18 protein-coding genes, 1 tRNA gene and 3 pseudogenes are annotated in these 23,857 nt (G+C 71.0%); 13 read left to right on the top strand and 9 right to left on the bottom strand.

Going from position 1 to position 23,857, the window contains the following annotated elements; all coding sequences use genetic code 11:
* Positions 1-43: 43 nt before the first annotated feature.
* Both E0504_RS45030 and E0504_RS45025 read right to left on the bottom strand, forming a co-directional pair.
* Entirely contained in the window at positions 44-349 is a 306-nt protein-coding gene (locus tag E0504_RS45030; protein ID WP_071066344.1) for a DUF6221 family protein, read from the bottom strand.
* Positions 350-424: 75 nt separating this feature from the next.
* Entirely contained in the window at positions 425-1,768 is a 1,344-nt protein-coding gene (locus E0504_RS45025; protein ID WP_112108851.1) for a DUF1254 domain-containing protein, read from the bottom strand.
* Positions 1,769-2,081: 313 nt separating this feature from the next.
* Here E0504_RS45025 and E0504_RS45020 point away from each other — a divergent pair, with 313 nt between their 5' ends.
* From E0504_RS45020 to E0504_RS45010, 3 genes are all read left to right on the top strand, one after another.
* Positions 2,082-3,302, top strand: a complete 1,221-nt coding sequence (locus tag E0504_RS45020) for an SfnB family sulfur acquisition oxidoreductase (protein WP_112108852.1) — start codon at positions 2,082-2,084, stop codon at positions 3,300-3,302.
* Positions 3,303-3,432: 130 nt separating this feature from the next.
* Positions 3,433-3,936, top strand: coding sequence for a GNAT family N-acetyltransferase (locus E0504_RS45015; protein WP_083391316.1), 504 nt, complete (start codon positions 3,433-3,435; stop codon positions 3,934-3,936).
* A gap of 252 nt (positions 3,937-4,188) precedes the next feature.
* Positions 4,189-5,109, top strand: a complete 921-nt coding sequence (locus tag E0504_RS45010) for an alpha/beta hydrolase (protein ID WP_112108853.1) — start codon at positions 4,189-4,191, stop codon at positions 5,107-5,109.
* Between the two features lie 316 nt (positions 5,110-5,425).
* Here E0504_RS45010 and E0504_RS53850 read toward each other — a convergent pair.
* A pseudogene (locus E0504_RS53850) lies at positions 5,426-5,587 on the bottom strand (oligopeptide/dipeptide ABC transporter ATP-binding protein); the annotation flags it as partial.
* A gap of 193 nt (positions 5,588-5,780) precedes the next feature.
* On the opposite strand from E0504_RS53850, the gene E0504_RS44995 reads away from it, so the two are divergent.
* On the top strand, positions 5,781-6,485 hold the full coding sequence (locus E0504_RS44995) for a TetR/AcrR family transcriptional regulator (protein WP_112108854.1): 705 nt from the start codon (positions 5,781-5,783) through the stop codon (positions 6,483-6,485).
* 124 nt (positions 6,486-6,609) lie between these two features.
* Here the strand turns inward: E0504_RS44995 and E0504_RS44990 are convergent.
* The 3 genes and pseudogenes from E0504_RS44990 to E0504_RS44980 all read right to left on the bottom strand — a co-directional run.
* Positions 6,610-6,810: pseudogene (locus E0504_RS44990) on the bottom strand (ABC transporter substrate-binding protein); the annotation flags it as partial.
* Positions 6,811-6,862: 52 nt separating this feature from the next.
* Entirely contained in the window at positions 6,863-7,903 is a 1,041-nt protein-coding gene (locus tag E0504_RS44985; protein WP_112108855.1) for an LLM class flavin-dependent oxidoreductase, read from the bottom strand.
* Between the two features lie 86 nt (positions 7,904-7,989).
* Entirely contained in the window at positions 7,990-9,447 is a 1,458-nt protein-coding gene (locus tag E0504_RS44980; protein ID WP_131627552.1) for a DHA2 family efflux MFS transporter permease subunit, read from the bottom strand.
* Positions 9,448-9,526: 79 nt separating this feature from the next.
* Here E0504_RS44980 and E0504_RS44975 point away from each other — a divergent pair, with 79 nt between their 5' ends.
* The 3 genes from E0504_RS44975 to E0504_RS44965 all read left to right on the top strand — a co-directional run bounded on the left by E0504_RS44975 (position 9,527) and on the right by E0504_RS44965 (position 14,221).
* The gene (locus E0504_RS44975; RefSeq protein WP_131627550.1) at positions 9,527-10,216 is read left to right on the top strand and encodes a TetR/AcrR family transcriptional regulator; all 690 of its coding nucleotides are present in this window, start codon (positions 9,527-9,529) and stop codon (positions 10,214-10,216) included.
* A gap of 113 nt (positions 10,217-10,329) precedes the next feature.
* A complete protein-coding gene (locus E0504_RS44970) occupies positions 10,330-10,668 on the top strand; it encodes a helix-turn-helix domain-containing protein (RefSeq protein WP_235013708.1) in 339 nt (112 codons plus the stop codon).
* Between the two features lie 214 nt (positions 10,669-10,882).
* Positions 10,883-14,221 (top strand): DEAD/DEAH box helicase, encoded by a 3,339-nt coding sequence (locus tag E0504_RS44965; RefSeq protein WP_131627548.1) that lies wholly within the window; start codon positions 10,883-10,885, stop codon positions 14,219-14,221.
* Between the two features lie 25 nt (positions 14,222-14,246).
* Here the strand turns inward: E0504_RS44965 and E0504_RS44960 are convergent, their stop codons facing one another.
* Complete coding sequence (locus tag E0504_RS44960; protein ID WP_243657926.1) at positions 14,247-15,539, bottom strand: acyl-CoA synthetase; 1,293 nt, start codon at positions 15,537-15,539, stop codon at positions 14,247-14,249.
* A 190-nt stretch (positions 15,540-15,729) separates the two neighbouring features.
* Between E0504_RS44960 and E0504_RS44955 the strand changes: the two genes are divergently transcribed.
* Positions 15,730-16,266: a flavin reductase family protein gene (locus tag E0504_RS44955; RefSeq protein WP_200835185.1), complete on the top strand. Its 537-nt coding sequence runs from the start codon at positions 15,730-15,732 to the stop codon at positions 16,264-16,266.
* Between the two features lie 49 nt (positions 16,267-16,315).
* Complete coding sequence (locus E0504_RS44950; protein ID WP_071066352.1) at positions 16,316-17,128, top strand: GntR family transcriptional regulator; 813 nt, start codon at positions 16,316-16,318, stop codon at positions 17,126-17,128.
* Positions 17,129-17,204: 76 nt separating this feature from the next.
* Here the strand turns inward: E0504_RS44950 and E0504_RS44945 are convergent, their stop codons facing one another.
* Positions 17,205-18,545, bottom strand: a complete 1,341-nt coding sequence (locus tag E0504_RS44945; RefSeq protein WP_112105135.1) for an LLM class flavin-dependent oxidoreductase — start codon at positions 18,543-18,545, stop codon at positions 17,205-17,207.
* Positions 18,546-18,845: 300 nt separating this feature from the next.
* Between E0504_RS44945 and E0504_RS44940 the strand changes: the two genes are divergently transcribed.
* The 3 genes and pseudogenes from E0504_RS44940 to E0504_RS54725 form a co-directional block, all read left to right on the top strand.
* A complete protein-coding gene (locus E0504_RS44940; RefSeq protein WP_112105121.1) occupies positions 18,846-20,354 on the top strand; it encodes an MmgE/PrpD family protein in 1,509 nt (502 codons plus the stop codon).
* A gap of 28 nt (positions 20,355-20,382) precedes the next feature.
* Positions 20,383-21,276, top strand: coding sequence for a methylisocitrate lyase (prpB, locus tag E0504_RS44935; protein ID WP_112105122.1), 894 nt, complete (start codon positions 20,383-20,385; stop codon positions 21,274-21,276).
* A gap of 142 nt (positions 21,277-21,418) precedes the next feature.
* A pseudogene (locus E0504_RS54725) lies at positions 21,419-21,562 on the top strand (citrate/2-methylcitrate synthase); the annotation flags it as partial.
* Positions 21,563-21,646: 84 nt separating this feature from the next.
* On the opposite strand, the gene E0504_RS53025 reads toward E0504_RS54725, so the two are convergent.
* Positions 21,647-23,227, bottom strand: a complete 1,581-nt coding sequence (locus E0504_RS53025) for a HEAT repeat domain-containing protein (RefSeq protein ID WP_373694011.1) — start codon at positions 23,225-23,227, stop codon at positions 21,647-21,649.
* 85 nt (positions 23,228-23,312) lie between these two features.
* Between E0504_RS53025 and E0504_RS44920 the strand changes: the two genes are divergently transcribed.
* Positions 23,313-23,392, top strand: a tRNA-Phe gene (locus tag E0504_RS44920).
* Positions 23,393-23,857: the final 465 nt, after the last annotated feature.

The raw sequence follows: 23,857 nt of genomic DNA, 5'->3' as shown, positions 1-23,857 counted from the left end.
CCTGCGAGATCACGCCGCGTGAACCACCATCCGCCCGCCCACCTCATCGGCCCGGGGTGATGCCGAGGGTTCGGGCCACAACGGACAAGGTCGGGCAGGGATATACGTCGAGGCAGACGGCGCACTTCCCGTCGATGTCGTGGTGCAGCTCGGTGAGCTCGCGGGCGCCGCTGGTCCAGGGGAGGATGCGGGCCGGGCTCCACTGGGCGATGTGCTCGGCGACCGCGGGCGCGACCCCGGTCATGCCGGCGACCTGGCGGGCGTTCCAGATGGACGCCCCGGGAACATCGCGAGCGGTCTGTTCGAGCTGATCCAGGCGGGCGAGAACATGGGCGCGCAGATCCGTCACGACAACGATCCTGCCGGGGGCCGAAGTCTGGGACGCCGGACCTTCGGCCCGTCGGTGGGATCCGCCGGGGAGCTGTCAGCCGGGGCGGCTCGCGGCCTTCCGTACCGCGGGTGGTGACCATGCTCCGCACAGGACCGCGGGGTCGGGTGCGTAGAGCCGCATCGTGACACCCAGCGGGCCGAGCGGGGCCGGCAGCCAGTTCGATTCCCGAGCGGATCCGGGGGACGCATGCTGGATATGGAGATCGAGCGATCCGTCAGCGTTGTACGTCAGCGGATCCCTGTCTCCGAGGGCGAACCGGTTGAGCCGGTTGGCCACCTGAAAGCCGTGTTTGTCGTACATCGTGATCGACCAGAACGCGGAGACCGGAGGGAGCTCGTCGCGCTCGAAGTGGAGCACGTAGTCGACGGATCCGTCGAGCGGGTCGCCGTCCGCGTCAGTGAGCAGCAGCGGGTAGACGGCTTCCTCTGCGGGGTTGGCGCCGAGACCGATCATCGCGACGGCGGCCCGTTTCATGTAGTAGTTGCCGTAGACGCCGATCGAGTCCGTGTTGGTCTGCCATCCGTTGGACACGGTCGCCATTGTCGAAACTCGCGCGGTCATCGCTTTCTGAGCGGTCCGGGGCGCCGCCGCGACGGCATCCCGAACGGCCCGGCCCTGGCGGTTCGAGTCGAAGGACTCGCCGGGAACCAGGCCGAGCGCGCGCATTCTCCGGATCTGTGACCAGTCCGTGACATGTGGCGGGTGAAGCTTCATCAGCTCTGCCGCGCGCCTGAAGAACTCCTCGCCGGTCATGGCGTTGATGACGTCCAGGGGCGGCGTCGTCATGTCGATGTCCGGGTCGACAGCCCGGGTGGTCGCGGCGATCGGAGCGCGCCCCCAGTCCGCGAGGTGGGAGAGCTGGAATCCGTCCTGCACCTTGTGGACGGCGTCGTAGTCGGCCTCGCCGTTGGTCTGCGTCCGGCCGATGATCCAGACGTGTGGAGTCGGCGCGTCGATGCGTCCCACGCCCGCCGGCAGGCGCCCGCTCCACCCGGCCGGCACCAGCGCCCAGTCTGCCGCGGCCGTGCCGCTGGAGCGCTTTCCGGGGGTGGCGAAGACATCCGTCCACATGTCGAGAACGGGCAACATGTAGTAGCGATCATCCGTGTCGGGCGCGGAGACCACCACCGGTCCTTCGGTCAGATCCACCCAGGCCGAGGAGTAGAGGGTGTCGAAGTTCGGCCGGACGACCATCCTGAAACCGGCGTCGGGAAACTCCCGGATATGTGCGAAATGGTTCATCGGGGCCCGGCCCGGCGCCACTCCGGGCTCGACATTGGTGGCTTGGAGTCGGGTCAGCTCCATGGTCACGAGCGGATAGGCAAAAATGTACGCTTCGACTGCGATGGCAGCCACCTGATCCCGCTGTCCGGTCATGAGTTCCTCCCCATTCCGGCTGGCCACCAGACGATGACGGAACGATTCCCCGACGATCTGGGTATCAAGTCTTCCTGCGACGCCTGATCTTCGGCATGTCCCTGGTCGCACGCGGGGGCGTGATCGTCCGCTGTCGGTGGGCGGCGGGGCGCCGGGGGGTGGATGTTGCAGGATCGCCGCTATTGGTGACATGAGGCTGTCGTAAATTTTGTCGATCGAAATTAGGGGGATTGATGGATCCTGAGCGTTACGTGGCTGACCGGGTCACGTTCGGGGGGCCGCTCCGGACCAGGGTGAACGGTGCCATGTCCCGATGACCGGCTCGTCAGCGGAGGCGACGGCCATCCCGGTGATCGGATCGGACGCGGAGGCGGTCGCCGCGGCACGACGCTACGCCGAGTCGATCGCCGACACGGTGATCGAACGGGACCGGTCGGCCGCCGTGCCGGTCGAGGCCCTGGCGGCGCTGGACGCCAGCGGTCTGCTCGGCATCACAGTGCCGGCCGAGCACGGTGGCGCGGAGGTGTCACCAAGAACCCTCGCCGAGGTCATCCGCACGATCGCCGCGGTTGATCCGGCCATCGCGCAGATTCCGCAGGGGCACTTCCTGTTCGTCGACGTGCTGACGCTCTGGGGGACGGCGCCACAGCAGCGGCGGCTGTTCGCGGAGATCCTCGCCGGTGCCCGGCTCGGCAGCGGGCTGGCCGAGCGCGGTGGGCGGCACGCACAGGACCTCGGCACCAGGCTTCGCCCGGACGGCACCGGGCTGCGGCTCGACGGGACCAAGTACTACAGCACCGGGTCGATCACCGCGCGGTGGATCGGCGTCAGCGCGCTCGACGAGGCTGACCGCCTGGTGCTGGCGTTCGTCGAACGCGACGCCCCCGGAGTGTCGGTGGACGATGACTGGGACGTCATGGGCCAGCGCGCCACGGTGAGCGGCACGACGACCCTGCGGGCCGTACCGGTCGACCCTTCGCTGGTCATCCCGTACCACCGAGCCTTCGAGGTTCCCCAGCAGCTGGGGGCCCGGGCCCAACTCGTGCACGCCGCGATCCAGGTCGGGATCGCCCGTGGCGCCCTGCGGGACGCCGGGGAGTTCGTTCGCACCCGGGCCCGGCCGTTCTTCGAGGCCGCGTGTGGAGGCTGGGTCGATTCGGCGGCGCAGGATCCGCACACGATTCTGCGCTACGGCCGGCTGGCCACCCGGGTGCGGGCCGCCGAGGAGCTGCTGCGTTGGGCCGCCGACCGGTTGCACGAGGTCGGGCGATCCCCGCGGGACGCGCGGCAGGCCGCGGAAGGCTCGCTCGCGGTGGCCCAGGCGAAGGCGTTCGGCAGTGAGGTCGCCGCCGAGGTGGCCAGCGATCTGTTCGCGCTGTCCGGCGCCAGCGCCACCGACGAGCGCCACGATCTGAGCCGGCACTGGCGAAACGTCCGCACCCACGCCAGCCACGACCCGGTGGACTGGAAGTACCACCACGTCGGGAACTTCCTCCTCAACGACGTGCTGCCCCCCAACCGCGGCCAGCTCTGAAGCGGAGACGCCCGCCGGTCGCGGGGATCTGGGCGGGTTCACTTCACGGCCCACAGCCGTACCGTGCTGTTTGACTCCGGCCGACTCGGCCGACTCCGGCCGGAGCTGGCAGGTCGATAGGTTGGTCGGTATGACGACGAGCGGCCTGCCGCGCGTCCGCGTCGCCCAGGCCGCCGACGCGGAGCAGATCGCACGTCTGCTCCGGGCGTTCAACGCGGAGTACGACGAGCCGGCGCCCGAACAGGGCTGGCTCGCGGATCGGGTCGCGCTGCTGCTCGGCCAGGGCGCGACGGCCGTGCTGCTCCTCGAGGCGTCCGCGGACCGGGACGACGCGGACGGGCTCACCCTGACGCGGTTCCGGCCCTCGCTGTGGGACGACGCCGACGAGTGCTATCTGGCCGAGCTGTACGTCCGGCCCGCGTTGCGGGGGCGCGGGCTGGGCCGGATCCTGCTCACGGCGACGATGGAGCACGCGAGCCGGCGTGGGGCGACGTACATGGACCTGACGACGACCAACGCCGACACCGCCGCGGTCGCGCTGTACGAGAGCGTCGGCTTCGACCGCCACGAACGCCGCGGCCCGGGCACGGACTCGTACTACTTCGAAATAGATCTGCCCGGCCCTGACAGCTGAGGCGGCGCGCACGCAGGGAACCGCGCGGTACGCCATGGCACTCGGGCACCGTCGGCGCCACGTAAAAGGCTCTGTTCCAGTACGGCACATATTCTGTTCGCGATATGGTGGAAGTCCCGGCAAAAAGGCTGTGCGCCGAGTCGGGACGACGGTCGACATCGATGCGTGTCCCATGGTGGACGTCAGTTGATTCTGTCACCGGGCCGGCCCATCCCCGATGCGGATCGAAAAGCAGAGAACGAGGAGCGCGGAATGGCAAGGACGTCGGCGCCGGCGCCGAATGCGGGAACCATCACCGACCTGGAGGCCGCGGTCAGGCAGGAGCGCGCCGGGCGGGCGGCGATTCATGCCGACGAGCTACCGCCGATCCCGGGGCTCACCATCACGGACCATCTCGTTCCCGGCTCCGATGACGACGTGAAGGTACGGGTGCGTGTTTACCGCCCCGAAGGCCGGCCGTCCCCGCTGCCGCTGGCCGTGTACATGCACGGGGGCGCCTTCGTGCTCGGCAGCCTCGACATGGTTCATCAGGGCGTCGCCCAACTGGCTCTCGGTACCGGGGCGGTGATCGTGTCGGTCGGGTACCGTCTCGCCCCCGAGCATCCTTTCCCCGCCGGCCTCAACGACTGCTACAGCGCCCTGCGGTGGGCCTCGGCGCATGCCGAGGAGCTGGGTGCCGATCCGGCCCGGATCGGGCTGGCCGGGGTCAGTGCGGGTGCGACCCTGGCGTTGGGGGTGGCCCTGCTGACCCGCGACCGCGGCGGGCCGGCGGTGCGTTTCCAGAGTGTGGTCATGCCCACTACGGACGACCGGCTGGAGACACCGTCCATGCGGGACGCCGTCGACACCCCGGTCTGGAACCGCCCGCTCGCCGTCCAGTGCTGGCGCCTCTACCTCGGCGAGGGCGTGACCGAGGCCGACCAGTACGCGGCTCCCGCCCGGGCCGACGACCTCACCGGGCTGCCCCCGACCTACCTCGCCGTCGGCGGCGAGGACCCGCTGCGCGATGAGGGGATCCTTTTCGCGCTGCGGCTCATGCAGGCGGGGGTGCCGGTTGATCTGCACGCCTACGCGGGCGCGGCGCACGGTTTCCGCGACCTGGACATCGACACCGCGCGGCGCGCCCAGGAGGAGCAGATCTGGGCCCTACGGCGCGGCCTGGCCGCCGACTGACCGGATGTCCTCGTCTCCTCTCAGGACGGGCAAAAACAGATCGCTCGCGGTCGATGATGTCGGAGATCGTGTCACCGGTCCCGCCACCGATGTAATGGTTCTCCCACTGGGCATGGAAGAGAAAGGCCAGCAGTGCGGCCGGAGCCCGGATGTCGGTCAGTGAAGGCAGTACAGGCGCCGAAGGAGTGGGACGCATGCGTCCGGGTAGCTTATGGGAGATCAGTATTGTGTCGACCGCTAAAAGCCCGCTAATTCCGTGATCCCTCGGCGTGCTGCCGGAGGATAATCCTGTTCGCGTCCCACGATGGCCGAGGTGTCAGCCCGGGTGGTGGCAGGCGACCTGGTGATCGGGAACGACCATCCGCAGCGCCGGTTGCTCCGCCGCGCACCGGGGGCGGGCTCGGGGGCAGCGGGTGCGGAACCGGCAGCCGCTCGGTGGCCGCAGCGGTGAGGGGAGCTCGCCCGGTTCCGGCACGTCGGCGCGACCAGGGCGTCCCGTCGGCGGCGGTGGAGCCTCCGCAGGCCGCGAGCTGGCTGACGGCCAGCACGGCCAGCGCGGCCGCACCCATCGAATTAGTGGTAAATGCCAAGATTGGAGGGCTTTGGTCGTGCGCCGGCCCGGTCCGCCGGGGCCGGGCGGCCCGCCGCCGTCGTCCGCGTAGGGTGGGCCGGTGCGCAGTGCGAAGGTCGCGAAGTCGGCTGCAGCGGCGGAGTCGGCTGGAAGTGTCGGCACACGAGGCAGGATCGACAAGCGGCAGGCGATCCTGGACGCAGCCTTCGCCGTCTTCGCGCGCGAGGGTTACGCGCAGGCGAGCATTGACATGATCGCCTCCGAGGCCGGCGTGGCGAAGCCGACGATCTACAACCATCTCGGCGGCAAGGAGAACCTGTTCCGGCACGCGATGGCGGCCGCGGCGGACAGGACCACGGCCAAGAGCCTTGCCGTCGTCAGCCGGCTCACCGCCGACGTGGCCGACCTGCCCACGGCGTTCACCGACGTCGGCCGCGCGCTGCTGGAGTGCTACTGCGCCGCGGATTCCTGGGCGCTGCGCCGCCTGCTGCACGCCGAGATCGTCCGGTTCCCGGACCTGTTCGACATGATCGGCGCCAATGGGCCGAACCAGGTGGGGGAGGCGTTCGCGGACCGGCTGGCCCGGCTCGCGCTCGCCGGCCGGCTGCGGCTGGCCGACCCGGTCGAGGCGGCCGAGCAGTTCCTCGCGTTGCTCACCGGCCCGGTCGCGCACCGTTCCGCGCTGGGCACCCGCCCGTTCGATGACACCCAGATCCAGCACACCGCGCGGGCCGCGACCGCCACCTTCCTGCGTGCCTTCGCCGCCGCGGCGCCGACCGAGGTACCGCCGGCCGAGGCCCCGTAGCGAGACGTCCCGCCGGGTGCGCCGGTTCCGAAGCGCGCGCGGTACGCCCGCCCCGCCTCGCCGGGAACGGCGGAGAGCAGCTCCTGGGTGTACCGATGGCGCGGGTCGGTGAACACCTGCTCCACTCGGTGTCCTTGGCCACGATGTGGTCGAAGTTCGCCTTGACCGCCTCCGCGTCGAGCTTGGCGCCGTCGTGGAAGGTGACGTCGTCGCGCAGCTCGAAGGTGTAGGTGCCGCCGCCGTCGGATCCGTAGGCCGCGGTGGCCAGGGTGACGGCGAGGGCCGCGAACAGCCCTGCTCTTCGTGCCGTTCGGCGCGATGGCATTCAGGTACTCCGTACACGGTATGGATAGGGATCACCACCCTGGTGGGGTGTTCTAAAGCCGCGCTGAAATCCCTGGCTCGGTGGCTGGACTCACCGCCGTGGCCGCGCTCGCGAGCAGCTCGAAGGACCGCAGGCGGTCGGCCTGGTCGGGCACCACGGTGAGCGCCATGAGCTCGTCCGCGCCGGTCGCCTCGACCAGCCCGGCCAGCCGCCGGCGGACCGTGTCCACGCCGCCGATGAGCTGGGGGGCCGCGAGGTCCTCGAGGAAGGCCCGCTCGGCGGTGTTGTAGGCGTGCGCGCCCTCGGCCGCGGCGGAGGGGAACGCGTCGAATCCGCCGATGGTGCGCATCCAGATCTTGCCGAGCAGGTAGGGGGCGGCGGCCCGTGCCGCGGCCTGGTCGCTGTCGGCGACCGTCGCTATCACGCTGATCAGCGCGTGCGGCCGGTCGAGCTGGGGTGAGGGGCGGAACGCCGCCCGGTAGTGGCGCAGCGCCGCCGTGCTCGCGTGCGGGTTGATGTGGTGGGCGAAGGCGTAGGGGAGGCCGAGGGCGGCGGCGAGCCCGGCGCTGGCCGGGCTGGAACCGAGCAGCCACAGCTTCGGCCGGCTGTCGGCGGCGGGCACCGCGAGCACCCGGCTGCCCGGGGCGGTGGGGGCGAAGTAGCCCGAGAGCTCCCGCAGTTGGCCCTCGAAGCGCTCGTCGCCGCCGGGCGTGCGGCGCAGCGCCCGGGCGGTGGTCGGATCGGTTCCGGGCGCCCGGCCCAGCCCGAGGTCGACGCGGCCCGGGAAGAGCGCCTCCAGCGTGCCGAACTGCTCGGCGACGACGAGCGGGGCGTGGTTGGGCAGCAGCACCCCGCCCGAGCCGACCCGCAGCGTGCTGGTCGCGGCGGCGATCCTGCCGGCGAGCACGGCCGGCGTCGAGGTGGCCAGACTGGGGGTGTTGTGGTGCTCGGCTACCCAGTACCGGTGGTAGCCGAGTTCCTCCACCCGGGGCGCGAGCGCGACGGTGTCGCGCAGTGCCTGGGTGGCGCTGCCGCCTTCGAAGACGGGCACGACGTCGAGGGCGGACAGGGGCGGGCCGGCGGGGCGTGTCATCGGATCCTCCGGGAGGGCCGCGCCGCCGGAGTCGGCGGTCGGCGGGTCGGCACGAGCCGTGCGTGCGTGCGTGGGGCGGGGCGGGCTCAGACCGAGTTGGGCACCGGCTCCGCGGGGGCGGCCGGGGCCGCCTCGGGGGCCGGCGCCGGGCGGCCGGGCAGCAGGAAGCCGGCCGAGAACACCACGAGGCCCGCGGCGACCGGCCACCAGAAGGCGTTCCCGAACGAGTCGGGTGTCGGGGCCGCGTGCGCCCCGCCGCCCTGCAGGATCAGGGCGACGACGGCCACGCCCAACGACGCGCCGATCTGGTTGAGGATGAACACCGCCCCTGTCGCCCCGGCGACCGACGTCATCGGGACGGTGCGGTAGACCGAGCCCATCGTCGGCGCGCCGACCAGCCCGAGCCCGAAACCGATGACGAGCTGGGCGGGAGTCAGCACGGCCTGGGAGGTGCCCGCCCCGGACTGGGTGAACACCAGCGCCCCCGCCGTGACCAGCAGGGCGCCGGTGGGCACCAGCCGCCGGGCGCCGATGCGGTCGGCGAGGTTGCCGGCCAGCGGCATTCCGATCATGGCGCCGACGCCCAGCGGGGCCAGCAGCAGGCCGGACTCCAGCACCGAGTGGTCGTGTACCTGCTGGTAGTAGAGCGGTAGCAGGAACAGCAGCGCGAACAGGCCGCCGCCGACGAGGAACATGATGGTCACGCTGGCGCTGAAGCCCTTGCTGGCGAACAGCCGCAGGTCGAGCAGTGGGGTGCCGGCGGTGCGCAGGGTGTGCGCGGCGTAGCCGGCGAACAGCGCGGCACCGAGGACCAGACCGATCACGACCTGGGCGCTGCCGAAGCCGTCCCGCCCGGCCTGGGAGAGCGCGAAGACCACCGCGGCGAAACCGGGGCACAGCAGGGCCACGCCGAGGGCGTCGAGGGGCGCCGGTGTGCCGTCCCGCGGCGGGTCGGCGGGCAGCACCACGACGGCGAGCACGATCGCGGTGAGGGCGAACGGGATGTTCACCAGGAACATCCACTCCCAGGAGAAGTTCTCCAGCAGCACGCCGCCGACGATCGGGCCGAGTACCGGCCCGATCGTGATCGGGATCGAGATCAGGCCCATCACCCGCCCGATGCGGGCCGGGCCGGCCGCGCCGGCCACCACGGTCATCATGATCGGGTCGACCATGCCGCCGCCGAGCCCCTGCAGGACCCGGAAGGCGATCAGGCTCTCCGCGTTCCAGGCCACCGCGCACAGCGCCGAGCCGGCGAGGAACAACGACAGGCCGAGCAGCCACATCCGCCGCGAGCCGAAGCGCGCCATCGCCCAGCCGGCCAGCGGGATGGCGAGCGCGACCGCCAGCAGGTAGCCGGTGGTCACCCACTCGATCGTGGCGAGCGAGGCCTCGAACTCCGCGCCGAGCGTGCTGATCCCGACGTTGACGATCGTCGCGTCCAGGTAGGACATCATCCCGCCGAGCACCATCACCCCGACGATGATCAGCAGGGCGGAATCAAGCCGAGGGGGGCTGTCCTCCGCCGTGTCCGTGCCTACCATCGAACCCTCCTTAAAACAGATCTTAAGTAAAAGTGAACTATTCGTTTCAATATGATGGGTCGGACGGTAGCATGCGGGCATGGGTGTGGGCGAGACCACCGGCGCGGCCGGAACTCCGGCGGAACGGGACGGGCCGGAACCGGGCCGGTCAGATCGGGGCCGGCTGGACAAACGGCGCGCGATCGTGGAGGCCGCGCTGCGCGTCTTCTCCCGGCACGGGTACACCGAGGCGACGATCGACATGATCGCCACCGAGGCGGGGGTGGCGAAGCCGACGATCTACAACCATCTGGGGTCGAAGGAGAACCTGTTCCGGTACGTCATGACGACGACCGCGGCGCTGTCCAACGCGAAGGCGCTCGAGGTGCTCGAGGGCTTCCCCCAGGACGCCGGCGGCCTTCGTGGCGGGCTGGAAGCCGTCGCGACGAGGCTCGTCGACTGCTACTGCGACGAGCGGTCCGAGGTGGTGCGCCGGCTGCTCTACGCGGAGGCACTGCGCTTCCCCGACCTCTACGACGCCGTGCGCGCCAGCGGGGCCGACCAGTTCGTGGAGGTGCTGGCGGGGCGGCTCGCCAGGCTCGCCCACGCGGGTCTGCTGCGCATCGACGACCCGATGCGCGGGGCGAACCAGTTCATCTCGCTCGTCTACGAGGAGCTGCCGGTGCGGAGCATCCCGGGCGCCCGGCCACTGCGGCCCCGCGAGGTCGACGAGGTCGTCCGCGCTGGTGTCGACACCTTCCTGCGCGCCTTCGGCGTCGCGCCCGCCTGATCCCGGCGTCTCGCCTTACCTACGCGGTTTCACCGATGTGCGCGCCGCGTGGCCGCGGGACATTGAAGACCTCCCCTCCCGGACTCGTTTCCTGCTGCCTGCACGAGGTGTTGATGCGATACGAACTGCTCGGGCCCCTGCGTGTGTCGAACAGCAGGGAGAGTCACCTGCTGAGCGCACCGAAGATGGAGACCACCCTGGCCGTGCTGCTCGTCGGCGCCGGCCGGATCACGACCAAGGACACCCTGGTCATGGAGCTGTGGGGAGACCGGCCTCCCCGCCGGGCGGCGGCCGCCATCCACGTCTACATCTCCCAGCTGCGCAAGTTCCTCGCGGCCGCCGGCGCCGACCCCACCCGCACCATCGTCACCAAGCCCGCCGGCTATCTGCTGCGGCTGGACGGCACCATTCTCACCTCCGACCGGCTGCTCGACCTGCCCACCGCGAGCTGACGTGACGGCGGGTGCCGAGCCGTCCTCCGGTGCGCCGCGCGCCGCGCGACGGTGCGCGGGCTCACCCGCAGCCGGCTGGCGCTGAGCCTGGTGCCCCGCCCGTCGGCCGGCGGGCGGGGCACCGCTTCGGGTGACTTCCCGCTCCGGACATCAGCGTGGTCTCCGCCAGAACGAGGCGGCAGATCCCCGACCGGGGGCTGTTAGCTTCTCCTTTATGCTTCCCGCGGCGTTGCGCAGCGTCGATGACCATCATCTGCGGGCCGCTGTGGGTGACGTCACCTACCGGCGGGGCGCGCAGTACGCCCGCCAGGGCGCGGTGAGCGAGATGTCGTGGGAGCCGGTGGCCCAGGTGCTCCAGGGCCGGGTCGAAGGTAGCCATGGCGAGCGGTACCTGACCACTGTCTCCCTGACCGGCCGGGCCCGTTCGGGTGCCTGGCGGTTCAGCCACGGCGAGTGCAGCTGCCCGGTGGGCGTCAGCTGCAAACACGCCGTGGCACTCGTGCTGACGGCGGCGCAGACCGCCGCACGCGACCCGGAACCGGGCAGCCGGGGCCGTCGCGCGGCCGCCGCGCCGGCGACCTGGGCGTCATCGTTGTCGGCCCTGCTCGGTGACCGGCCGGCTGATGGCGAACCACGGGGTGCCACGCCGCTTGCCCTCGAACTGACACTGTCCGCGGAGCCGGTGGTGGGCCGGTCGACGTCCGGCGGGCCGTCCCTGCGTGTCCTCGCGCGCGTGGTGAAACCCGGGAAGAACGGCTGGGTCGGCGGGCCCGCCTGGTCGAAGCTGAGCGCACCTCACGGGCCGTACCAGCGGGATGACTATCTTGTGGCGCACCTGCGGGTCCTGCGGGAGATGTACGCCGTCTACCGGTCCGGGGACGAGGACTCGCTGTACCGCCACTACTCGCACCGGGACGACAAGCACATCGACCTCGGCGCGTTCACGAGCCCGCGGCTGTGGCCGCTGCTCGACGAGGCCATCGCGGCCGGTATCCAACTGGTGCACGGACGCAAACGCCTCGGGAACATCGAGCCGTACGGTTCGGCGGAACTTTGTCTGGACGTCACCTGCGATCCGGCGACAGCGGCGCTCACCGTCCGACCCGTACTGCGCGTGGCCGGCTCGGACGCGGCCGTCGCACCGTTCGCGTTCATCGGCGGTCACGGCGTCGTCGGTATCGACCGGGCGGAGATCCAGGCCACGGACCGGCATGCGGACTGGCACATCCGGCTGGCCCGGTTGACCGCCTTCGTGCCGCCGGCACTGGTCCGGATGGCCGTCGGGAACCGGAGCCTGGAGGTCCCGGCCGCCGAGCGGTCGCGGTTCGTCCGCGAGTTCTACCCCGGCCTGCGTCAGTTGGCCACGATCGTCTCCTCCGACGGTTCCTTCGAACCGCCGGTGATCGCGCCGCCTGTTCTCGTCGCCCGGGCAGACTGCGGCCCCGACCACACCGTCGAGATCACCTGGGAATGGGACTACTCGGTCGGAGACACGCGGCTGCGGGCACCGCTGCACGGCGACGGGACGGGTTCCGAGTACCGGGACAGGACCAGCGAGGCCGAGATCCTGACGGGTCTGGACCTGCCGCTCGACGCCGCCCGGCTGCTGTCGTGCGGCGAGGCGGGCGTGCCGGTCTCCTCCGTCCGTCTCAGCGGGGTCGAGACGATGCGGTTCACGACGGAGCTGTTGCCGCTACTGGCCGCCCGGGACGGGATCGCCGTCGAGGTCGGTGGGCGTCCCGCCGCCTACCGCGAGGTCGGGGATTTGCTGCGCATCGAGGTTTCGACCGACGACGTGCCGAACGAACCCGACTGGTTCGATCTGGGGCTCGCCATCACCCTGGACGGGCGCCAGGTCCCGTTCTCGATGGTCTTTCTCGCGCTCAGCCGGGGTGAATCGCACCTCCTGCTCGACGACGGGGCGTATTTCAGCCTGGACAAACCGGAACTGCGGGTGCTGCGCCAGCTGATCGAGGAGGCCCGGGCGCTGCAGGACGCCCCGGGTGGGCCGCTGCGTATCAGCCGCTTCCAGGCCGGGCTGTGGGAGGAACTGGCCGGCCTCGGCGTGGTCGTCCGCCAGGCCGCGGCGTGGCGCCGCCAGGTGGCGGGCCTGCTGGACCTCGGTTCGGCCGGTGCGAAGGAGTCACCGGGCATGTTGCAGGCCAGCCTGCGGCCCTACCAGTCTGACGGCTACCAGTGGTTGAGCTTCCTGTGGGACTGCCAACTCGGAGGGATCCTCGCGGACGACATGGGCCTGGGGAAGACCCTGCAGTCGCTCGCGCTGATCTGCCATGCCCGCCAGGCCGACCCGGCGCTCGCACCGTTCCTCATCGTCGCGCCGACGAGCGTCGTGTCGAACTGGGTCGCCGAGGCGGCTCGGTTCGCACCCGCGCTGCGGGTCACCGCCGTCACCGACACACTGCGGCGCCGGGGCCAGACCCTCGATGAGGTCATGGACGCCGCCAATGTGGTCGTGACGTCGTACACCCTCTTCCGGCTCGACGAGGAGGCGTATTCCGGCGCCACCTGGGCCGGGCTGATCCTCGACGAGGCGCAGATCGTCAAGAACAGTCAGTCGAAGGCGTACCAGTGCGCGAGACTGTTGCCTGCGCCGTTCAAGCTGGCGGTCACGGGAACACCGTTGGAGAACAACGTGATGGAGTTGTGGTCGCTGCTGTCGATCACTGCTCCGGGGCTGTTCCCGAACCGGTCACGGTTCCAGGACTATTACGCCCGCCCGATCGAGAAGCAGGGTAACACCGAGCGCCTGGCGCAACTGCGGCGCAGAATCAGGCCGCTGATTCTGCGCCGTACCAAGGAACAGGTCGCACCCGAGCTCCCAGTCAAGCAGGAGCAGGTCCTCGAGATCGAGCTGCATCCCCGCCACCGCAAGGTCTACCAGACCCGGCTGCAGCGCGAACGGCAGAAGGTCCTGGGCCTGATCGACGACATGAACCGTAACCGTTTCACGATCCTGCGGTCGCTCACGACACTGCGGCAGCTCAGTCTTCACGCCGGGCTGGTCGATGACACGTATGACGATCTTCCCAGCGCCAAGATCGACATTCTGCTCGAGCAGCTGCGGGACGTCGTCGACGGTGGGCACCGCGCGCTCGTCTTCAGCCAGTTCACCCGGTTCCTCGGCAGGGTGCGCGATTCCCTTGCTGTGGCCGGCATCGAGTACTGCTATCTCGACGGCACCACCCGCAACCGTTCGGCGGTCGTGCGCCGGTTCAAGGAAGGGGCGGCGCCGGTCTTCCTGATCAGTCTCAAGGCGGGCGGATACGGCCTGAACCTGACCGAGGCGGACTACTGTTTTCTGCTCGACCCGTGGTGGAACCCCGCCACCGAGGCACAGGCCGTGGACCGAACACATCGCATAGGTCAGACACGCAACGTCATGGCCTATCGACTCGTGGCCAAGGACACGATCGAGGAGAAGGTGATGGCACTGCAGGCACGTAAGGCCGAACTGTTCACCAGCGTCATGGACGACGGCGAGTTCGTCGACGCGACCCTGGACGCCAACGACATCCGCCAGCTGCTGTCCTGAGCCGCCGGGCAGCCCTCCGCGGTGCTCAGGTGAGCAGTTTCTTCTTCTGTACCTTGCCCATCTGGTTGCGTGGCAGTTCGGTGGCGAACCGGATCTCGCGCGGGCGCTTGTGGGGTGCCAGGGCGGTGGCGACGTGGTCGATCAGCGTCGTGGCGTCGATCGTCTCGTGCGCGACGACGACCGCGACGATGCGCTGGCCGAGGTCGTCGTCGGGCACGCCGATGACCGCGGCCTCGGCGACGGACGGGTGGGCCAGCAGCGCGTTCTCGATCTCGCCGGCTCCGATCTTGTAGCCACCGGACTTGATGAGGTCGGTGCTCTGCCGTCCGACGATGCGCAGCTGCCCGTCCGGCTCGAAGACGCCGAGGTCTCCGGTCGAGAACCAGCCGTCGGAGGTCAGCGCCGCGGCGGTGGCGGCCGGGTTGCCCAGGTAGCCGGTGAACACGTTCGGGCCGCGTACCTCGACCGGTCCGAACTCCTCGTCACCGGTGACCCGGACCTCGACGCCGCCCAGCGGCGCACCCACCAGGCCTGGGCGGCGGTCACCGTCGGCCCGCGCGGCGGTGTTGATGAGGGTCTCGGTGAGCCCGTAACGCTCCGCGACCCGGTGACCGGCCAGCGCGGCGAACCGGTCGAACACCGGGACGGGTAGCGCCGCCGAGCCCGACACGAGCAGCCGGGCGGACGCGAACGCCTCCGGCTCGGGCACCCGGGACCACATGGTCGGCACGGCGAAGTACAGCGTCCCGCCCGGCACCGGCGCGAACCGCGCCGCGTGGTGCAGCGCGGACCCGATCCGCAGCGGGCCCAGCGTCCCGAGCACGAGGCCGTGTACGTGGAACAGTGGCAGCGCGTGCCCGAGCACGTCGGCCGGTGACCAGGCCCATGTGTCGGCCAGCGCGTCGATGTTGGACGTGACCGCGCGGCGCGGGATCACCGCGCCCTTCGGGGGCCCGGTGGTCCCGGAGGTGTAGATCACCAGTGCGGGTGCGTCGTCATCAGCCGGCTCGGTCGGCAGCGCGCCGCGTGCGGTGAGATCCACGTCGTCGAGCAGCAGGTCGGGTTCGCTGTCGGCCAGGACGTACGCCCGTTCGGCGGCGCCGGCCTGCGGGTTGACCGTGACCACGGTGACGCCGGCCTCCACCGCCCCGGCGATCGCGACAACGGTTTCCAGGGTCGGGGTGGCCACCACCGCGATCCGGCGCAGCCCCCGCACCCGTTCGGCGGCGGCGCCCACCGCGCCCGCCAGATCATCGCCCGCGAGCGCGGCGCCCGACATCCGGACCACGGCCCGGCCTTGACGCAATGCAGTCAGCACCCTCGCATTGTCGGGCCCGCCACCCGGTTCGGTCGACGGAACAGTCGAGTCCCGCCTTGACACCTGATATATCAAAGTGTCAGAGTTGAGCTGGAAGGACGTCATCCGCCCGGCACGCCACGCCCCTTTACCGGGTGTCTTCGGTGGGGCGGTGGCCGCAGGCGCATCACTGACCGAGAGGTGGACCAGGATGGGCCGGCGGCCGGACACAGCCACGACCAGCGCGCGCGAGACCGCGTCCGCGGCGTCCGACGACGACCGTCGGTTCCGCGACGCGATGGCCTCGTTTCCCAGCGGCGTCACGATCGTGACGACCGCCGACGACACCGGTCGGTGGTGGGGCTTCACGGCGAGCTCGTTCTGCTCGGTGTCCATGAATCCGCCGCTCGTCCTTGTCTGTCTCGCGACGTCCGCCCAGTGCCACCCCGCGTTCGAGGCGGCGCGGCGGTTCATCGTGCACGTGATGCCCCCGGAACACGCCGACCTCGCGGTGCGGTTCGCGACGCGCGGCGCGGACAAGTTCGCGGACGCGGGCTTCCGCCCCGACGAACGCGGCCTCCCCGTGCTCGACCGGGCGTGCGTGACGCTGGACTGTGCCGCCCACGCGATCCAACCGGCGGGTGACCACTCGATCCTGCTCGGCCGGGTCGAGCGGACCCAGGTCGGCGAGGACCGTCCCGCCGTCTACTTCCGCCGCCGGTTCCACCTGCTCGGGGACGCCACCTGAGCCACTTGACGGCGCGGCTGTTCTGCTCTTCTGATATACGCTGGTCGGCGTGGCGACGCCCGGATACCTCGGCCCGCGCGACGGTATGCCCGGCTCGGATGAATGGGCGGGGGCTGGAGCGGGCCCGGCGGCGGTAGCCGACGCCGGGCAGGGCCGGCCCCGCCGGCTCCGGCTGGGCGCCACCGCCCGGGACAGAGTGGCCGACGTGCTCCGCGACGAGATCATGAGTGGCCGCCTCGGCCCGGGGGCCCGCATCGACCTGGACGAGACCGCCGCGTGGCTGGGCACGAGCCGCACCCCCGTCCGCGAGGCGTGCCTGGCGCTCCAGTTCGAGGGCCTGGTCCGCGTCGCCCCCCGCAGCGGGGTGACGGTGATCGGCCTGCGCCAGCGTGACGTCGAGGACAACTTCGCCCTCATCGCCATGCTCTCCGGCGCGGCCGCGGCCTGGGCCGCGGAACGGATCTCCGAAGCCCACCTGGCCGAGCTCCGGCGCCTGGCGGCCGACGTCCGATCGGCGGTCGAGACCGGCGGCGACCTGCGGACGGCGAACTTCCTGTTCCACCGGGCCGTCAACCAGGCCAGCGACTCGGTGCGTCTGATCGCGCTCATCCGCCAGACCGGGCGGATCATCCCGTGGTCGTTCTTCGACCTCGTCCCGGAGCAGGTGGGCTGCGCCCTGCGCGAGCACGACGACATCGTCGACGCCATCGCCGCCCACAACGGTGCCCGCGCGCGCCGGGTGTCGGAGGAGCATGTGGTCAGCGCCGGCCGGCTCCTCGTCGCCCGGGTGTTCGGCCCCGGGCCGGCCGGGGCCGGATCGACAGCCGCCGGTCCAGCGGCGGGCGCCGGCGCCGGCGGCTGACGGGCGATCGCGGCCCTCGCCGCACATCAGATCCGGCCTGGGATCTTGGGGACCCGCTTCCACGCGGCCGGTCCGTTCAGGGCCGGACGTCGCTGCTGACCGGCGCGGTGAAGCTGCTGGCGGGCCGTGCCAGGCCCAGGTTCTCGCGCAGGGTCGAGCCGGTGTAGCGGGAGCGGAACAGCCCGCGGCGGCGCAGCTCGGGCACCACCAGCCGGACGAAGTCCTCGAACGCGCCGGGGAAGTGGGTGGCCGCGAGGACGAAACCGTCGCAGGAGTAGGTCTCGAACCAGTCCTGCATCTGGTCTGCGATCTGTGCGCCGGTGCCGACGAAGCGCGGGCCCTGCAGCAGGGTGGCGCGGTGGTTCGCCAGCGTCCGCAGCGTCATCCTGCCGCCGCCGAGGTGCTTCTTCACGCCCTGGACGAGGCCGCGGATGCCGGAGACGGAGTTGATGAGCTCGTCGGTGATCTCGTCGTCGAGTGAGTAACCCGAGAAGTCGTGGTTGGTGAGCTCGGAGAGCAGCGTCAGCGACGCCATCGGGTGGACGAGCTCGTCGCGGAAGATGTTCTCCTTCTCCCTGGCGATCGTCTCGGTCTCGCCGACGATGGCGTACGCCATCGGGAGCATCCGGACGGCGTCGGCGGACCGGCCCTCGGCTGTGACGAGTTCCTTCTGGCTGCGGTAGTGCTCGGCGGCGACGCTCTGGCTCGGGTCGGCGGTGAAGATCAGGTCGGCCCACCTGGCGGCGAACTGCTGGCCGCGGCCCGACTGGCCGGCCTGGATGATGGGCAGCCGGCCCTGCGGCGGGCGTGGGACGGTGAGTGGTCCCTGCACGTGGAAGTACTTGCCGTGGTGGTCGAGTTCGTGGACCTTGCCCGGGTCGGCGAAGACGCCGGACTCGCGGTCCATCACCAGGGCGTCGTCCTCCCAGGAGTCCCAGAGCCGGGTGACGACGTCGATGAACTCCTCGGCGCGGTCGTAGCGCTCGTCGTGACCGAGGTGTTGGTCGACCCCGAAGTTGCGGGCCTCGGAGTCGTTCACCGAGGTGACGACGTTCCAGGCCGCCCGCCCGCCGCTGAGGTGGTCCAGCGTCGCGAAGGTCCGCGCGACGTGGAACGGCGGGTAGTACGTCGTGGAGTAGGTCGCCCCGAGGCCCAGGTGCGACGTCGCGGCCGCGGCGGCGCCCAGCACCGCGGTCAGATCGAGCTTGACCGGGCGGGCGCCGTAGCGGACGGCGTCGGCGGGAGACGCGTTGTAGATCGACGGCATCGCCAGGCGGTCGTCGAAGAACATCAGGTCGAACGTGCCCTCCTCGAGCACCCGCGCTATCCGCTGGTAGTAGCGGAGGTCGAGGAAGTCGTGCGCCGAGCTCGGGTACCGCCACGACCCCGAGTACACCGACACGTTCGAAGCCTGCATGAACGCGACCAGGGTGAGCTGGTCCTCGCGCCTTGGCGACACGGATGCCCCTCTCGCAGTTGATATATCAGGTTCTCGCCATTAGACGCTTGGTGCGCGGCGAGGTCAACCGGATCGGAGCAGTGTGGTCGGGCGGGAGCGCTCGGTGGCGGTAGGCCGGCACCGGCTTCGAGCACACCGACACCCGTCCATCGGGCACCAGCGGGTAGCCGTGTCGGCTGCGCATGGTCGACGTGGGCCTGTTAGGCAGGAACCTCTCCAACCCGGTTCGGCGGACACCTCGGAAGAAGGAGCGAACGCATGATCGACCACAAGGTCCGCGTGTACCGGAGCGCCGAGCGGCTGGCCCGCGAGGACCAGCTCGCCTGGAAGATCGCCGCGGTCGCCACCGACCCGGTCGAGGTCACCGACGACGTGACCGACATGGTGATCAACCGGGTCATCGACAACGCCGGGGTGGCCGCCGCGTCGCTGACCCGAAAGCCGGTGGCCGCCGCCCGCGACCAGGCGCTGCGGCACATCCCCGCCGCCGGGCGTGACGGCGCTACCGTGTTCGGCACGCCGGCCGGCGTCCGCGTCTCCCCGGAGTGGGCAGCCTGGGCCAACGGCGTCGCCGTGCGCGAGCTGGACTTCCACGACACCTACCTGGCGGCGGACTACTCCCACCCCGGGGACAACATCCCGCCGGTGCTGGCCGTCGCCCAGCACCTGGGGCTGGACGGCGCCGCCCTGCTGCGCGGGATCGCCACCGGCTACGAGATCCAGGTCGCTCTCGTCCGCGGGATCTGCCTGCACCGGCACAGGATCGACCACATCGCGCACCTCGGCCCGTCCGCCGCCGCCGGCATCGGCGCCCTGCTCGGTCTGCCGACCGAGACCGTCCACCAGGCCGTCCAGCAGGCCCTGCACACGACCACAACGACCCGGCAGTCGCGCAAGGGCGAGATCTCGAGCTGGAAGGCGTACGCACCGGCGTTCGCCGGCAAGCTCGCCGTCGAGGCGGTGGACCGGGCCATGCGCGGTGAGGGCGCGCCGTCACCGGCCTACGAGGGTGAGGACGGGTTCATCGCCTGGCTGCTCGACGGGCCCGGCGGGCAGTACGTCGTCTCGCTGCCCGCGGTCGGGGAGGCCAAGCGGGGAATCCTCGAGACCTACACCAAGGAGCACTCCGCCGAGTACCAGAGCCAGGCGCTGATCGACCTGGCCCGCCGCCTCGGCCCGCGGATCGGGGACTTCGCCCGAGTCCGCTCCATCGTGATCCACACCAGCCATCACACCCACCACGTGATCGGCTCCGGGGCGAACGACCCGCAGAAGTACGACCCGAAGGCCAGCAGGGAGACCCTCGACCACTCGATTCCCTACATCTTCGCGGTCGCGTTGCAGGACGGCGACTGGCACCACGAGCGCTCCTACGCCCCCGAGCGGGCGGCGCGGCCGGACACCGTCGCCCTCTGGCGGAAGATCACCACGCTGGAGGACAAGGAGTGGACGCGGCGCTACCACGCCACCGACCCCGGCGAGAAGGCGTTCGGGGGACGGGTCGTCGTCGAGCTCGACGACGACACCGTGCTCACCGACGAGATCGCCGTCGCCGACGCGCATCCGCTCGGCGCCCGTCCGTTTGCCCGGGACGAGTACGTCGGCAAGTTCCGCCGGCTCGCCGAGGGCGTCATCCCCGGCCCCGAGCAGGACAGGTTCCTCGACACCGCCGCCCGCCTGCCCGAACTGACCCCGGGCGAACTCGCCGGCCTCACCCTCACTCCCGAGCCCGCACTCACCACCGGGGGCACCCAGGGGATCTTCTGACCGCCCGGATTTCGGAAAGGAACCCGCAGTGCTGCACGCGAAGAAGCCGGCCCATTCCCGTCGCGCCGCGTTCCGGGAGGCGCTGCGTTCCGGTCGCCTGCTGCGTTTCCCCGGCGCGTTCAACCCGCTGACCGCTGTTCTCATCACCGAGCTCGGCTTCGACGGCGTCTACGTCTCCGGCGCGGTGCTCTCCGCCGATCTCGCCCTGCCCGACATCGGCCTGACCACGTTGACCGAGGTCGCCGGGCGGGCCGGACAGATCGCCCGGGTCACCGACCTGCCGGCCCTCGTGGACGCCGACACCGGCTTCGGCGAGCCGATGAACGTCGCCCGCACCGTCCAGATCCTCGAGGACGCCGGGCTCGCCGGCTGCCACCTCGAGGACCAGGTCAACCCGAAGCGGTGCGGTCATCTCGACGGCAAGTCCGTGGTGAGCACCGAGGAGATGGTCCGCCGGATCCACGCCGCGGTCACCGCCCGCCGTGACGACGACTTCGTCATCTGCGCCCGCACCGACGCCCGCGCCGGCGAGGGCCTGGACGCCGCCACCGAGCGCGCCCGCGCCTACGCCGACGCCGGCGCGGACATGATCTTCCCGGAGGCGATGGCCGACCTCGCCGAGTTCGAGGCGATGCGCAGCGCGGTCGACGTGCCGATCCTGGCGAACATGACCGAGTTCGGGAAAAGCGAGCTTCTCACCACCGCGGCGCTGGAATCCGCCGGCGTGAACCTCGTCATCTACCCGGTCACCCTGCTGCGCCTCGCGATGGGCGCCGTCGAGGACGGGCTGCGCCAGCTCCTGGCGGACGGCACACAGGCCGGTCTCGTCGACCGGATGCAGACCCGCTCCCGCCTCTACGAGCTCCTCGACTACCCCGCCTACAACACCTTCGACACCGACACCTTCAACTTCCGGCTCTGAACATTCCGGTTCTCCCCGGACTTTCCGGTCTTCTCCCTGGAAGGACGTCCGCCATGGCCACCGTCGGATCCTCGGTGCGCAAAGCTCTGGCTGGAGTCGTCGTCGACACGACCTCCGTCTCGACGGTGAATCCGGAGACGAACTCGCTCCCAATCTCGACTTCCCGACCGGCCCCACCTACCACCTGAGGGGATTCGGCATCCCGACCTTCACCCCGATCTTCGTCATGCCGCGGATCACCAGGTGCACGGCGCACATCATCGAGCAGCTCGCCGAGCATTGCTGATCATGGTGTTCCGTGGAACACCATGCCGTCCGGGGCCGACCTCCTGAAGGACGTCGTCGAGCGCCAGGCACCGCCTGAGGCTCGTCAGCCGGCGGTTTCGAGACCAGCGTGGAACCGCAGCAGTCGGGCCCTGTGCTTGCCGAGGACCGGGCGGGTGCGTTCGATCAGGCTGTCAAGCTCGGCGGCGCGGTCGCGGCTTGGCGCGTGGTACGTGGTGGCGGCTTCGTTGTCGAGCCACGCTGTCAGGTCGGCCTGTGCGCTGGCCCGCAGCCGTTCGTCGGCGTCGTCGAGCAGGCGCAGGTTGACGGCCATCCGCTGCCAGGCGTCGTCCCCGGTGGTCAGCAGCCGGTAGCCGGCGAACCGCACATGCGGGGCGTTGCCCGCGGCGAGCAGTGCCTCCAGCGCCGGCCGCTCAACGGCGCCGGGCTCGCGGCGCAGAGTCGCCACCGCCTGGCGGGTGACCGCGGCGGAGTCGTCGCGCAGCATCGGCACCAGCTCGGCCGGACGCGTGACGCCGAGGCGACGCAGCGCCCGGATCGCCTCCACCCGGCCGCGGGCACGCGGATGCGACAGCCACCGGGCGACGGTGTCGGCGTCGTCCGCCGTGCCGGTCTCCCCGAGCCCCGCGATCGTCCCAGGCTCCGGAGCCTGGGCTGCGGCGAGCCGGCGGTAGCGCTCGGCCGGGTCCGAACCGGCACGGCGCAGCGTCGCCTGGGCGGTTGCGCGCACGAGTGGATGCCGGTCGGGGAGCGCCGCCTCGGCCACGTCCGGGTCACCGTGCGCGATCAGTGCCTCAAGTGCCGCGGTGCGGACCTGGGCGGTGCGGCTGGCCAGCATCGCGTGCAGCCGCGCCGGGTCGGCCGCGGCCCGCACCGCGGCCTGGGCGCACATCGTCCGGATCGGCAGGTCGCCGTCGCTGACCGCCGCCGTTGTCAGCTGGTCCAGGTTCAGCTGGTCAGCGGCGATCGCCGCCCGGTAGGCGGCCCGCCGGGTCGCGCGATCCCGCGCAGACAGCAGCGGCTGGAGTTGCCGCGCCGGCAGGTCCCGCAGGATCTGATCGACGCGCTGCGCGAGCCAGGCGCCCTCTCGCCGTCCGCGTAACGCGAACGCCAGCTCCGCCAGCGTGGTCAGCACCGGCCCGTCCGGCACCGGCGGCCAGCCCTCGATGGCCGTCCGCGCCTGGTGCCGAACCTCGGCCACCCAGTCGCAGGCGCGAAGCGCGAGTACCGCGGCCGCGGCCGGGTGTGTCCGGTCCGCCAGGCGGACGGCTGCCGCCTCGCGGATCCGCCCGTTGTGGTGGCACCCCGCCACCACCAGGTGCAGCTCGTCCACCTCGCCGTCGGCCAGGTCCGCCGCGAGGCGCCGCGACCAGTGCGACGTGGACCACCATCGCTGCCGCAACGCCTTGTCCACCGCCAGCCACCACGGCGCCGCGGCCGTGCCCAGCCCGTCCAGGACCGCCTGGCGCAGGGCCGGGTCGCCGTCGCGGGCCACGATCAGCAGCGCGCCCGCGAACTCCGTCGGGCTGACGCCCGGGTCGGTGCCACCGGCCGCGGCAGGAACCCGCCCGACCGTCGCAAGCCCTGGAAGGTGATCACGTTCGCCGACATCCTTGGCGGTGACGGCGGCGCGGTGCAGCCACCGCCGCAGCCGCTTCCCCACCATCGCGGACACAGGCGGACCTCCTCAAGGCATGCGAACCATCATGATCGCGACCATTCTGTTCTGTCGCGGACGAATCGGCGGGTAGGGGGTCGATCTGCGCCCGAGCGCCCGATCGTCCGCCTGAAAAGCGGAAGGTCGGCGGTTCGACCCCGCCCCTGCCCACCATCCCTGACCTGGGCTTTTACCTCTCCGTTGAGATCAATTAGAGCCGTTTGAAGATCGTTATGTAGTAACGGGTGTAGCAACGACCGTGATGCTAAAGCGGCGGACGGTCAAGGCCGGATCGGGTCTGGCCTGCCCGGATGCTGTTAGCTGACCGTCCGCTTTCGAGCTGCACATCGAAGTTCCGGTGCGACGGGAACGACTACGGTGCGGCCGTCTGATCTGCGTCGATGCGGCAGTACGTCGCTTTTTGAGGTTTTCGTGACCGTCCGCCGCCGGTTTCGCAAGGTCGCCAGCTAGAGATCGCAGGTCTTGGTCCCTGTGGCTGCTTGGAGAAGATCAACCCGCCCGGTACGTGCCAGAGTGCCTCGGCCACGGCCGCTTTGCCGCTAGACCGGCGCCGTCGAGGGTGAGATGCCGGGCCGCGCCCTCATAGTGTCCCGAGTCGTTACTGAAGATTAACGTGTG

The sequence above is a fragment of the Parafrankia sp. BMG5.11 genome, from assembly GCF_004337455.1.
This window is presented reverse-complemented; position numbering and strand designations above follow the sequence as displayed.